The 13,059-nt window shown below is 67.2% G+C and carries 11 protein-coding genes; all 11 read left to right on the top strand.

Going from position 1 to position 13,059, the window contains the following annotated elements; genetic code table 11:
* Positions 1-178 precede the first annotated feature (178 nt).
* The gene (locus tag ON19_RS27245; RefSeq protein WP_051169355.1) at positions 179-973 is read left to right on the top strand and encodes an MlaE family ABC transporter permease; all 795 of its coding nucleotides are present in this window, start codon (positions 179-181) and stop codon (positions 971-973) included.
* A 3-nt stretch (positions 974-976) separates the two neighbouring features.
* Positions 977-1,840, top strand: a complete 864-nt coding sequence (locus ON19_RS27240) for an MlaE family ABC transporter permease (protein ID WP_043698913.1) — start codon at positions 977-979, stop codon at positions 1,838-1,840.
* Positions 1,837-3,186, top strand: coding sequence for an MCE family protein (locus ON19_RS27235; RefSeq protein WP_043698911.1), 1,350 nt, complete (start codon positions 1,837-1,839; stop codon positions 3,184-3,186). Before ON19_RS27240 ends, ON19_RS27235 begins: the two co-directional genes overlap by 4 nt.
* Positions 3,183-4,259 carry an MCE family protein gene (locus tag ON19_RS27230; RefSeq protein ID WP_174377737.1) on the top strand — a complete coding sequence of 359 codons (1,077 nt, stop codon included), beginning with the start codon at positions 3,183-3,185 and terminating at the stop codon, positions 4,257-4,259. The genes ON19_RS27235 and ON19_RS27230 overlap by 4 nt, the downstream gene beginning before the upstream one ends.
* A complete protein-coding gene (locus tag ON19_RS27225; protein ID WP_043698909.1) occupies positions 4,259-5,269 on the top strand; it encodes an MCE family protein in 1,011 nt (336 codons plus the stop codon). Before ON19_RS27230 ends, ON19_RS27225 begins: the two co-directional genes overlap by 1 nt.
* Positions 5,270-5,306: 37 nt before the next feature.
* A complete protein-coding gene (locus ON19_RS27220) occupies positions 5,307-6,539 on the top strand; it encodes an MCE family protein (protein ID WP_043698921.1) in 1,233 nt (410 codons plus the stop codon).
* Positions 6,536-7,777, top strand: a complete 1,242-nt coding sequence (locus ON19_RS27215; protein WP_043698907.1) for an MCE family protein — start codon at positions 6,536-6,538, stop codon at positions 7,775-7,777. Before ON19_RS27220 ends, ON19_RS27215 begins: the two co-directional genes overlap by 4 nt.
* Positions 7,774-9,015 (top strand): MCE family protein, encoded by a 1,242-nt coding sequence (locus tag ON19_RS27210; protein ID WP_043698905.1) that lies wholly within the window; start codon positions 7,774-7,776, stop codon positions 9,013-9,015. Before ON19_RS27215 ends, ON19_RS27210 begins: the two co-directional genes overlap by 4 nt.
* 106 nt (positions 9,016-9,121) lie before the next feature.
* Positions 9,122-9,889 carry a hypothetical protein gene (locus ON19_RS27205; protein ID WP_174377735.1) on the top strand — a complete coding sequence of 256 codons (768 nt, stop codon included), beginning with the start codon at positions 9,122-9,124 and terminating at the stop codon, positions 9,887-9,889.
* Positions 9,890-9,899: 10 nt separating this feature from the next.
* Positions 9,900-10,637 (top strand): hypothetical protein, encoded by a 738-nt coding sequence (locus ON19_RS27200; RefSeq protein WP_043698903.1) that lies wholly within the window; start codon positions 9,900-9,902, stop codon positions 10,635-10,637.
* A gap of 409 nt (positions 10,638-11,046) precedes the next feature.
* Positions 11,047-13,059 (top strand): DNA-directed RNA polymerase subunit beta (rpoB, locus tag ON19_RS27195; RefSeq protein WP_043698917.1); only part of this gene is annotated, 2,013 nt, incomplete at its 3' end.

Below are 13,059 nucleotides of genomic sequence, written 5' to 3'. Positions count from 1 at the left end.
TTCGCGAGATCATGCACACGCTGCCCCATGCCGCCCAGGTCGCGATCCGCGAATCACTTGCGGAGAACGACGACACACAGGTGATGGCGTACAACAGCGGCGACCTGGCTAATTATCCGGGCGGCGCGTACGACACCACCGTGCGACACAACACAACTAACGGGTAACATCTGCGATCGTGAATTCGACCCTGGCGCGATTGCGAACTCCCCTGGAGTCGGGGTTTGCCCAGGCCGGCAATATCTTTGCGCTGCTCATCGACGTTTTGCGCAAGACATTCCGTCGTCCCTTCGAGTGGCGGGAGTTCATCGAGCAGTCGTGGTTCATCGCGAGTGTCTCGATCCTGCCCAGCGCCCTGGTCGCGATTCCGTTCGGCGCGGTCGTGGCACTGCAGACCGGTTCGCTGATCAAACAATTGGGCGCGGAATCCTTCACCGGCGCGACCAGCGTGCTGGCAACCGTCCAGCAGGCCGCTCCGGTCGTCACGGCCCTGATCATCGCGGGCGCGGCCGGGTCGGCGGTGGCCGCCGACCTCGGCTCGCGCACCATCCGCGAGGAGATCGACGCACTGGAAGTGCTCGGCGTGGATCCGGTGCGAAAGCTGGTGGTGCCGCGCGTGATCGGCATGATGCTGGTCGCGCTGCTGCTCAACGGCTTGGTCTCGGTGGTCGGCATCGCGGGCGGGTACTTCTTCAACGTGCTGCTGCAGGGCGGCACCCCCGGCGCCTACCTCGCGTCGTTCTCCGCCCTCGCCCAGCTGCCGGACCTGTGGATCGGTGAGATCAAGGCGGCGGTGTTCGGCTTGCTCGCCGGCGTCATCGCCGCGTACAAGGGCTTGCATCCCAAGGGGGGCCCGAAAGGAGTCGGTGACGCGGTGAACCAATCCGTGGTTATCACATTCATGGTGCTGTTCTTCGTGAACCTCATCCTGACCCTGGTGTACCTACAGGTCGTCCCGGCCAAGGGCTCCTGACCGATGGCCACGTCATACCGAACCCCGGTCGCCAAGTCCCTGCGCCGGGCGGGTGAAGTCGCTCGTATGCCGCTCAACGTCATCGACCGTGCGGGCGAGCAGATGTCGTTCTACACGCGCGCCATCGCGTGGATCCCGCGGACCGCGGTGCACTACCGCAAGGAAGTCATGCGGCTGCTCGCCGAGGTCACCTTCGGCACCGGCGCGCTGGCGGTGATCGGCGGCACCATCGGCGTCATCGTGTTCATGTCCGGCTCTGTCGGCGTCGTCGTCGGTCTGCAGGGCTTCAAGGCCCTCGACGCGCTCGGCAGCTCGGCGCTCACCGGCTTCCTCACCGCCTACATCAATACCCGCGAGATCGCGCCGTTGGTCGCGGCGCTCGCGCTCTCGGCGACGGTCGGTTGTGGTTTCACCGCGCAGTTGGGCGCCATGCGGATCTCCGAGGAGATCGACGCGCTCGAGGTGATGGCGGTGCCCGGCGTGCCGTTCCTGGTCACCAGCCGGGTGATCGCCGGGTTCCTCGCGGTGATCCCGCTCTACATCGTCGGCCTGCTCGGCACGTTCCTGGCGTCGCGGATGATCAGCATCTGGTTCAACGGGCAATCCAGCGGGTCCTACGACCACTACTTCGGTCTGTTCCTGCCACCGGAGGACGTGCTCTATTCGTTCCTCAAGGTGCTGGTCTTCGCGTTCGTGATCATCATGGTGCACTGCTATTACGGATTCCACGCCACCGGCGGACCCGCCGGCGTCGGCGTCGCGGTCGGTCGTGCGGTCCGCGCCGCGATCGTCCTGGTGAACATCCTCGACTTCTTCCTCAGCCTCGCGATCTGGGGCACCACCACCACGGTGCGGGTGGCCGGATGAGCCGCACGCAGACCTGGCGCTCGACCGAAAAGCTGCGAACTCGAGTGCTGGGCATCGCGTTCTTCGTCGTGGTCGCGCTGTTCCTGTGGGTCACCATCGCGATCTACAACAAGCAGTTCGTGCGGACGGTGCACGTCGACCTGATCACCGACAGCGTGGGCAACGCGCTCACCCGCAACGCGGACGTGAAGGTGCGCGGCATCAACGTCGGCGAGGTGCGCTCGAGCAGGTCCGAGGGCGGCGAGGTGACCTTGAACCTGGCGATCAACCCGGACAAGGCACAGCAGATCCCGGCCAACGCCACCGCGCGCCTGCTGCCCAAGACGCTGTTCGGCGAGCGCTATGTGGACCTGGTGATCCCGGAGGACCCCAGCCCGGAGCATTTGACCGACGGCGTGACGCTGCGCCAGGACGTCAGCGGCAACGCCGTCGAGGTGAGCAAGCTGCTCGACGACCTGCTGCCACTGCTGCAGGCCATCCCGCCGCAGGATCTCGCCGCCACCCTCGGCGCGCTGTCGCAGGCGCTCGCCGGTCAGGGCTACGCGCTCGGCCAGACCGTGGACAAGTTGGACGACGCCTTCCGCCAGGTCAATGTCGTGCTGCCGGATCTGCAGGCGGACCTGCGCAGTTTCGCCGAGGTGGCGGCCACCTACTCCGACGCGGCGCCGCAGCTGATCCAGGCGTTGGACAATCTGCGCACGACCAACGCCACGATCGTGCAGCGGCGCACCGACATCGACCTCCTGTACGCGACGCTGACGCCGACCGCGGCCACCACCACCGAGTTCCTGATCGCCAACCGCGACAACATCATCGACGTGGCCGCCGACGCCCGTCCCGCGCTGGAGCAGCTGGCCTACTACTCGCCGAACCTCGCCTGCTCGCTGGCGAACTTCGCGCAGCTCAAGCCGCGTATCGACCGGATCTTCGGCAAGGGAACCGACCAGCCGGGCTCCCGAGTGACCATCGAACTCACCAACCCACGCGGCAAGTACCTGCCCAACCAGGACGAGCCGCGCTGGCTGGACACCAGGGGGCCGTGGTGCATCCCGGAGATGCCGCTGGGTGTCGATCCCGGCCAGTACACCGGCGGCCCGAACAACGACGGCTCCTACGCCGTCCCCAGCCGCAACCCCGGTGACCAGGAGATCGGTCATTTGGAGCCACCGCAATTCGGCGTCCACCCGGCGAGCAAGATGCCGACGATCGCGGGTTCGCCGATGGAGCAGCAGTCGCTCGGCGCGATCTACGGCGCGGCCAACGGTGTCGCCCCGGATCAGGTGCCGGGCTGGGTGACCCGGGCCGGCGCGCCCGCGTTCCGCGGAAGCGAGGTGAGCGTGCGATGAAGGAGCAGCTGCGCGGCCTGGGCGGGTCGCTGACCAAACTGATCATCTTCGTCGTGGTGACCTTGTTCGTGACCACTATGCTCGCGCTGTCCATCGCCAACTACGGCGGCGGCGGCACGGAATTCAAGGCCAGGTTCAGCGACGTCACCGCGCTCAACCCCGGCGACGAGGTCCGCATAGCGGGCGTTCGGGTCGGAAAGGTCACCGACGTCTCGATCGTGGACAAGCGCCTGGCCGAGGTGAAATTCGATCTCGCCGACCGGGACTGGCTGCCCGCCTCGACCACCGCCACGATCAAGTACCGCAACCTGGTCGGCCAGCGCTACATCGCGCTGGAGCAGGGGACGGGGGAGCAGGGCCGCAAGCTGAACGAGGGCGGCACCATCCCGCTGGAGCGCACCAGGCCCGCGCTGAATCTGACCACGCTGTTCAACGGCTTCCGGCCGCTGTTCCGCACGTTGACCGCCGACGACGTGAACAAGCTGTCCTTCGAGATCATCCAGGTTTTCCAGGGTGAGCAGGGCACCATCCGCGATCTGGTCGCCAGCACGGCGAACCTGACCAACAAGATCGCGGACAAGGACGCCGTGATCGGTGAGCTGACGCGCAATCTGACCGCCGTGCTGGACACGGTCAACCAGCGCGACGACCAGTTCGACCAGTTGATCGTGAACACCGAGGCGCTGATCAGCGGCCTCAACGCCGAACGCGACACGATCGGGCGCTCGGTGACCTCGCTGGCCAACCTGACCTCGGCGACCTCGGACCTGCTCGTGCCGGTGCGCCCGACGCTGCAGGGCTCGATCGCGGGCCTGAGCCAGCTGACCGGCACGCTCGACGAGCGGCAGGACGAGGTGAACGAAGCGCTGTACAACCTGCCGCTGAAGATGGAGAAGCTCGGTCGCGCCGCCAGTTACGGCTCCTGGTTCCAGTTCTATCTGTGCGGCATCGACCTCGTCGTCGGGCCGGGCGCGGTAGACGCGCCGCAGCTGAACCTGCCCGCCGGAATGCCGACGATCAACCAGCCCTTGTACACCAACGCGGCGCCGCGCTGCCATGGGAAGGCTCGCTGATGGACGACCGCTCTCTGCTCGGCAAACGCAGCCCTGCGTTCCTGGGCGCGCTCGGCATCGCCGTGGTGCTATTGGTGACGGTCTCGGCGTTCTACCTCGATCGGTTGCCGATCATCGGGGCGGGGACCAAGTACACGGCCGAATTCAGCGAGGCAGCAGGTCTGAAGAAGGGCAACGAAGTCCGGGTCGCGGGCGTCAAGGTCGGTTCGGTGTCCGATGTCCGGCTCGCCGGTGACCGCGTGCTCGTGGACTTCCGCACCAAGGACACCTGGATCGGCGACGCGACCACCGCGTCCATCCAGATCAAGACGCTGCTCGGGCAGAAGTACCTCGCGCTCGACCCGCGGGGCTCGAAGCCCGCCGACCCGAGTTCGCGGATTCCGCTCTCGCGCACGGTGTCTCCGTACGACGTGGTGGACGCGTTCACCGACGCGGCGCGCACCATCGATCAGATCGACACCGCCCAGCTGGCCAAGAGCATGCAGGTGCTGTCGGAGGCGTTCGAGACGACCCCGCCGGAGATTCGCGGCTCCATCGACGGCGTCGCCCGGCTGTCGGAGACGCTGGCCAAACGCGACCAAGAGCTGAAGAAGCTGTTCGCCGCGACCAGGCAGACCACGCAGATCCTCGCCGATCGCAACGCGGAGTTCGAGCGGCTGCTGGCCTCCGGCGGCCAGCTGCTCGCCGAGCTGAACATCCGGCAGCAGTCCATCAAGCAGTTGCTGTCCGGCGCCCAGACTGTTTCGGCGGAGCTGAGTGCGCTCGTGCACGACAACGAGGAACAGATCGGGCCCGCGCTGACGAATCTGCGCGCCGCTATCGATCTGCTCAACGCCAACCAGCAGAACATCTCCAAGACGCTGGAACTCGCGGCGCCGTTCTACAGCCTCTACGCCAGCGTGCTCGGCACCGGCCGCTGGTTCGACGCGGTGATCGTCAACGTGTTGCCGCCCGCGCTGCCCGAGATCCCCGGCTACCGTCAGCCGATCCGTACTTTGGGAGGTAACTGACGTGGCGGACAACTGGCGTAGCGATCCTGTCGGTGCGGTGCGCGGCTCCGGCCGCGGCGCCAAGGTGGGTATCGCGCTGGTCGTCGTCCTCGCCGTGCTGGTGGCTGTGGTGCTGTGGTGGCTGTTCAACCGGCTGACCACCACCAAGATCACCGCGTACTTCGATCGTTCGGTCGGCATCTACGAGGGCTCGGACGTGCGCATCCTCGGCGTGCCGGTCGGCTCGGTGGATTCGGTGGAGCCGCAGGGCGATCAGGTCAAGATCGTGATGAGCGTGGACCGCAAGTACGACGTGCCCGCGGGCGCCCGGGCAGCCCAGATCACCCCCTCCATCGTCTCGGACCGCTACATCCAGCTCACCCCGGCCTACACCGACGGCCCGAAGATGGCGCGTGAGGCGACCATTCCGCGCGAGCGCACGGCAACGCCCGTCGAGGTCGACCAGCTGTACAAGAGCATCACCGAGCTCTCGGACGCGTTGGGCCCGAACGGCGCGAACGCCGAGGGCGCGGTGAACGAGCTGGTGCGCACCGGCGCGGCGAACCTGGCGGGCAACGGAGAGGCGCTGGCCAACAGTCTCACCCAGCTGTCCAGGGCGGCCCGCTACCTGTCGGACGCGCGCGGGGACATCTTCGACACGGTCAAGAACCTGCAGGCCTTCATCACCATGCTGGCCCAGAACGACCAGCAGGTGCGGCAGTTCAACACCCAGCTGGCCGACCTGTCGACCTTCCTCGCCGACGAGCGCAGAGATCTCGGCGCGGCACTGCATCTGCTGTCGATCGCGCTGGGCGACGTCGCCCGCTTCGTCGACGACAACCGGGATCTGATCGCGAGCAATGCCGAAGGGCTGATCCAGCTCACCCAGACGCTGTCCGATCAGCGCGACGACGTGGCCGCCTTGCTGCCGGTCCTGCCGGTTGCGTTGAGCAATCTGATCAACGTGCACAATGCCGAATCGGGCACCCTCGACATGCGCGCCAACTTCCCGGAACTGCAGGACCCGTTCGGTGCGGTGTGCAAGATGCTCGACCTGTCCAAGCTGATGCCGGGCGATCCCAAGTTCGAGGCGCTCGGCAGGCAGATGCGGCCGATTCTCGACCACTGCAAGGAGATCACCGACCAGGTCACCGCCGGGGTGCAGACCCCGACGCTGAATCTGCCGTTCGGCATCCTCAGCGGCGAGAACCAGCAGCGCGACCCGGTGCCGGGCACCGTGCCCGGCACGCCGTCGGACCGGCTTCCGCCGTCCCAGGGAGGGGAGCGATGAGCATTCGAATCCGTTCCGCCGCGCGGGGGCTCGGCGCGGCTGTGGCGCTGGGCCTGTCCGCCGCGCTGGTCACTTCGTGCGCCGCCGACGGCATCTACAGCGTGCCGCTGCCCGGCGGCGCCGACGTGGGCGAGCACCCGATGCACATCGACATCCAGTTCGACGATGTTCTCGACCTCGTGCCGCAATCGGCGGTCAAGGTCGAGGGTGTGCCGGTCGGCCGGGTCGAGAAGATCAGCATCGGCTCCGATCAGTGGACGGCCACCGTGCGCACCCTGGTCAACTCGTCGGTGGACCTGCCCGCGAACGCCCGCGCCGAGGTCAGGCAGTCGAACCTGCTCGGTGAGAAGTTCATCGAGCTGTCCCGGCCCGCCGCCGATCCGGAGCCCACCCGGCTCGCCGACGGCTCGGTGATCCCGGTCGACCGCACCCGGCACGCCACCGAGGTCGAACAGGTGCTCGGCGCGCTGTCGCTGCTGCTCAACGGCGGCGGCGTCGCGCAGTTGCAGCCGATCATCACCGAGCTGAACAAGACCATCGGGGGCAGGGAAGACCGGGTGCGCTCGCTGATCGAGCAGGCCAACACGCTGATCGGCGGCCTGAACGAGCAGGTGGACGACATCACCCGCGCGCTGGACGGCTTGGACGTACTCAGCAGCAGGGTCAGCAGGCAGACCGATCAGATCGGCAAGATCCTCGACCAATTGCCGCAGGGCATCAAGATCCTGGAAGAGCAGCGCCCGCAACTGGTCGGCCTGCTCGCCCAGCTGGACCGGCTCGGCGAGGCCGGCTTCGACGTGCTGAACACCTCGAAGGACGACCTGATCCGCGACCTCACCGCGCTGCGGCCGACGCTGCAGGAGCTGGGCCGCTCGGCGCCGGATCTGGTCGCGGCCGTTCCGTTGATCCCGACCTACCCGTTTCCCGACTCGGCGTTGGAGAGCACCTTCGGCGGCAGTGTGAACACGTGGTTGTCGGTGGACCAGCAGATCGGCGTCACGCTCGGCAATCTCGGTGTGGGCAAACCCGATCCGGTGTACATCCCGCCGGTGGGCCCGCCCGTGCCGGTGAACCCGACCAATCCGTACTACAACGGCAACGGCCCGCGTCCGGGCTGGCCGACGGTGTCGATCCTGCCGCTGCCGCCGCTGATGGCGCAGCCACCCGCGCCGGGCGTGCCGCCCGGTCCGGTCGGGGCGATCCTCGAGCAACTCGGCGTAGGGAGTGGTCCGCGATGACCCGTCTGGTGCGGTGGCAGCTCATCGCGTTCGTGGTGATCGCGGTGGTCGGCGTCGTGTACGTCGGCGGCAAGTACATCCGGCTCGACCACCTGTTCGGGTTCAACGAGTACACGGTGAAGCTGCGCGCGGCGCAGACCGGCGGCGTCTACAAGGGCGCCGAGGTGACCTATCGCGGCGTGCCGGTCGGCCGGGTGGGCGCGCTGGAACTCACCGGCGAGGGCGTCGTAATGGACCTCGTCATCGACACGAGTTCGCCGAAGATCCCGGCCTCGGCGAAAGCCGTGGTGGCCAACCGATCCGCGATCGGCGAGCAGTACGTCGACCTGCAGCCCGACTCGGAAGCGGGCCCGTACCTGCGCGACAACTCCGTGATCACCTCGGCGACCCTCCCGGTGCCGGTCGAGGAACTGTTGTCGAGCGTGGACACCTTCGCGGGTTCGGTGGACCTGAACGCGCTCAACACGACGGTCCGCGAGCTCGGCAAGGCGTTCGACGGCAAGGGCGACGATCTGCAAGTGCTGATCGACTCTCTGAACACATTCACCGAGACCTTCCACGCGACACTGCCGCAGACCATCCAGCTGATCCGCGACGGCCGCGTCGCCCTGGGCACGCAGGCCGAGCAGTCCACCGCGATCCGCGAATTCAGCGACGGCCTGGACAAGCTCACCGACCAATTGCGCTCCAGCGACCCCGACGTGCGCAGGCTCATCGGCACCGGGACCGACGCGGGCGAGCAGCTCGGCGCGCTGATCGAGGAGAGCGGCGGCTCGCTCACCCAGGACCTGACCAACCTGCGGCTGTTGCTGCAGGCGATCTCGCCGAAGTTCTACGCGATCAAACCCTTGCTGCAGATGCTCCCGCAGCTGTCGATCGGTGGCTCCTCCACTGCGCCCGGCGACGGGACCAGCCACTTCGGCCTGGTGCTCGAGACCAACAATCCGCCCACCTGTACCGTGGGCTACGAGGGCACGTACCGAATTCTGGAACAGATGAAGGCGCAGAACCCGGACTTCGACGACACGCGCGACGAGTTCCCGTTCAACAAAGACGCCAAGTGTCTGGTGCCGTTCGGTAATCCGACCGCCGTCCGCGGTGGCGAGCGAGCCGAGTACGCCGACCCGGCCATCGTGCAGCCCTGGGACTCCAACCCCAAAACCGATCCGGAAAAGCTGAACCTGACTCCGGTCGCCGTGCAGTTGTCGACCCTGCTGGGAGTCACGCCGAAGCGGTGACCAGGAGCAATGACGTTAGGGTGTCTCGCGTGACTGACTGGACCGAGCGAACCACGGGCACGCGGCCCTGGAACGCGACCGAGCCGAGCGACGGCGGGGCGCTGTCGTGACCGCCGATCCGACCGAGCCATCCGATTCGGTGTCGGAGGAAGCCTCGGACACGGTGAAGGCAGGGCCGGACACGGCGAAGGCAGCGGCGGACACGCCCACCCCCTCCGCCGAGCCGGACGCAGGCGATCCGAAGGCCGCCGACCGGGCCGGCGCGAAGCTCGAGCACCCGCGTGGCACGTCCACGCTCGGCCGGGTGGCCTTGGCCGGCTCGTCCGCGCTGCTGGTGGTCGCGGTGATCGCTGCCGCATGGTTCGGCGCGGGCTGGGTGCGCGCCGCGCTCACCGACGGCCCGCGCGCCGATGCCCGCGACACCGCTCTGGACGCCGCGCGCCAAGCCGCGCTCAACATGACCTCGATGAACATCGATGACGTGCCCGGCTCGCTGGCGCTGGCCAGGTCCTCGATGACCGGCCCGCTGCTGGACTCGGCCACGAAGAACAAGGACCAGGCGGAGAAGCTGGCCCAGCAGAGTGGGATCGGGATGACCTCGAAGGTGCTCGGCGCCGCGCTCACCTCGCTCAACAGCGAGGAGGACAAGGCATCGGCGCTGGTGGTGCTGCAGGTCACGGAGAACGGCAAGGACAAGCCGCCCGCCGACTATCGCTACACCTGGACCGTGGACCTGGCCAAGGACGGCGCGGTCTGGAAGGCCGAGCAGATCTCCTCGCTCAGCCAGCCGGTGCTGTTGAACGGCGGCCCCGCCCAGCAGACCGCCGCCCCGGCCGCCGACCAGCCGCCCGCCGCGCCGAAGCCGGGATCGTAGGAGGACACCCATGACGTCTCGCCGACCGGTCAACCGCGTCACCTCCAAGCGCAGGCCCGCCACGGAACCGGCGCGCGCCGGGTCCACGCGGATCGAGCGGCCCGCAGCGGCCCGTAAACCACGCGTGGCGGGCTCCTCCCGGCCCGCTGCCGATCCGGGGGCCACTCGCGCCGATCGACGCCCTGAAGCGGCCGGATCGTCGCGGTGGCGGGGGTTCGTGCCGCGGAAGATCGATCGCCCTCAGCGGGCGCAGGCGGGACGCCCGCGCTGGGGCGTGATCGCGGCCGTGCTGATCGCGGCGCTGCTGCTGGGCGGTTTCGCGTGGCTCGCCGCGCAGCGGCCCGGGGTCGACACGTCGAATCAGGCATTTGTGGACAACGAGGCCACTCAGGAAGTGCGGGCGGCCGCCGACAATGCCCTGCGGACCGTCTACGCCTACGACGTGAAGAACATCGACGGCTACCGGGACACGGCGAAGCAGGTGCTCACCGGAAAGATGCTCGCCGATTTGGACAAGTACGCCGACACCACCATTTCGGCGGTCAAACAGGCGCAGACCAGCGCTGATGCGAAGTCTGATCCGATTGCTGTGACCTTGCTCACCGATGATCGCGCGGAGCTGATCGTCAATCTGGTGGTCAGTGCCACCAAGGACGGCGTGGCGCAGCAGAGCGTCGCCGGACCAGTGGTCCTGCACATGCAGAAGGTGGACGGTCGCTGGCTGGCCAGCGACATCGTGGACCAGTAACGGCCGCCGCATCGGCCGGGATGACGCAGCGCGGCAGGCGATCTCGTCGGCGCTCCGGCCGGGTCTGCCACTTGACGAGTTTCGCCCGAACCGTCACGCTATTCACAACAGCGGCAGCTGTCACAGTGGCTTCCAGCGCACCGCGGCTCACGACGCAGCCAGCGAATTCGGCCCGGCGCGCCAGCCATGCGGACGATCACACGGGTGGTACTTTGACACCCCCGTGTACTTGGGTGTAGGTTTGGACGTTGCGCTGGCTGCCTCCTGTCCATTCCTCGATTCGCACACGTAAGTCCCACCCTTCCGGTGTTACTTCCGTTGGTGCCTGTTCGAGCTTCGTTCGGGTTGTAACCAGCGGAATTCGTAGCAGACAAGCGACGGTCGCGGACCACCACGCGACGCGCGTGAGGTGCTGGAAGGACGCATCTTGGCAGTCTCCACCCAGACCAAGGCAGTTGCCGGAATCCCCGGAGCCCCGTTGCGGGTGTCTTTCGCGAAGATCCGTGAACCCTTGGAGGTGCCCGGGCTTCTCGACCTACAAACGGAATCATTCGCCTGGTTGATCGGTTCGCCCGATTGGCGCGAGCGTGCGGCCGCTCGCGGCGACGTCGGCCTAGTCGGTGGCCTCGAGGAGGTGCTCGAGGAGCTCTCCCCGATCGAGGACTTCTCCGGGTCCATGTCGCTGTCGTTCTCCGACCCACGCTTCGAAGAGGTCAAGGCCTCGATCGATGAGTGCAAAGACAAGGACATGACGTACGCGGCTCCGCTGTTCGTCACGGCGGAGTTCATCAACAACAACACCGGTGAGATCAAGAGCCAGACGGTCTTCATGGGTGATTTCCCGATGATGACCGACAAGGGCACGTTCATCATCAACGGCACCGAACGCGTGGTCGTCTCGCAGCTGGTCCGTTCGCCGGGTGTCTACTTCGACCACAGCGTCGACAAGGGCACCGAGAAGGACCTGCACAGCGTGCGCGTCATCCCGTCGCGCGGCGCGTGGCTGGAGTTCGACGTGGACAAGCGCGACACCGTGGGTGTGCGCATCGACCGCAAGCGCCGTCAGCCGGTCACCGTGCTGCTCAAGGCGCTGGGGTGGACCACCGAGGAGATCGTCGAGCGCTTCGGCTTCTCCGAGATCATGATGTCGACCCTGGAGAAGGACAACACCGCCGGTCAGGACGAGGCGCTGTTGGACATCTACCGCAAGCTGCGTCCGGGCGAGCCGCCGACCAAGGAATCCGCGCAGACCCTGCTGGAGAACCTGTTCTTCAAGGAGAAGCGCTACGACCTGGCGCGCGTCGGCCGGTACAAGATCAACAAGAAGCTCGGCATCCACGTGGGCGAGCAGGTCGTCGGTTCGGTGCTGACGAAGGAAGACATCGTCAACACCATCGAGTACCTGGTGCGCCTGCACTCGGGCGACAGGACCATGACGGCCCCCGGTGGCGTCGAGGTCCCGGTGGAAGTGGACGACATCGACCACTTCGGCAACCGTCGCCTGCGCACCGTGGGCGAGCTGATCCAGAACCAGATCCGGGTCGGTCTGTCGCGCATGGAGCGCGTGGTCCGGGAGCGGATGACGACTCAGGACGTCGAGGCGATCACGCCGCAGACCCTGATCAACATCCGCCCGGTCGTCGCGGCGATCAAGGAGTTCTTCGGAACCTCCCAGCTGTCGCAGTTCATGGACCAGAACAACCCGCTGTCGGGCCTGACCCACAAGCGCCGCCTCTCGGCGCTGGGCCCGGGTGGTCTGTCCCGTGAGCGCGCCGGCCTGGAAGTCCGTGACGTCCACCCGTCGCACTACGGCCGCATGTGCCCGATCGAGACCCCGGAAGGCCCGAACATCGGCCTGATCGGCTCACTGTCGGTGTACGCGCGGGTCAACCCGTTCGGTTTCATCGAGACGCCGTACCGCAAGGTGGTCGACGGCCGGGTGACCGACGAGGTCCGCTACCTGACCGCCGACGAGGAGGACAGGCACGTTCGTGCCCAGGCCAACTCGCCGGTCGACGCCGACGGCCGCTTCCTCGAGGACCGGGTGCTGTGCCGCCGGGGCAACGAGGAGAACGAGCTCGTCGCGGCGACCGAGGTCGACTACATGGACGTCTCGCCGCGTCAGATGGTGTCGGTCGCGACCGCGATGATCCCGTTCCTCGAGCACGACGACGCCAACCGCGCCCTGATGGGTGCGAACATGCAGCGTCAGGCCGTGCCGCTGATCCGTTCCGAGGCCCCGATCGTGGGCACCGGCATGGAGCTGCGCGCCGCCGTGGACGCGGGCGACGTCGTGGTGAACGAGAAGGCGGGTGTGGTCGAGGAGGTTTCCGCCGACTACGTCACCGTGATGGCCGATGACGGGACGCGTAAGTCCTATCGGATGCGTAAGTTCGCTCGTTCGAATCAGGGCACGTGTGCC

The sequence above is a fragment of the Nocardia abscessus NBRC 100374 genome (assembly GCF_000308455.1).
GTDB classification, from domain to species: domain Bacteria; phylum Actinomycetota; class Actinomycetes; order Mycobacteriales; family Mycobacteriaceae; genus Nocardia; species Nocardia abscessus.
The sequence above is the reverse complement of the archived record's forward strand: the minus strand, read 5'-3'. Positions and strand labels throughout refer to the sequence as shown.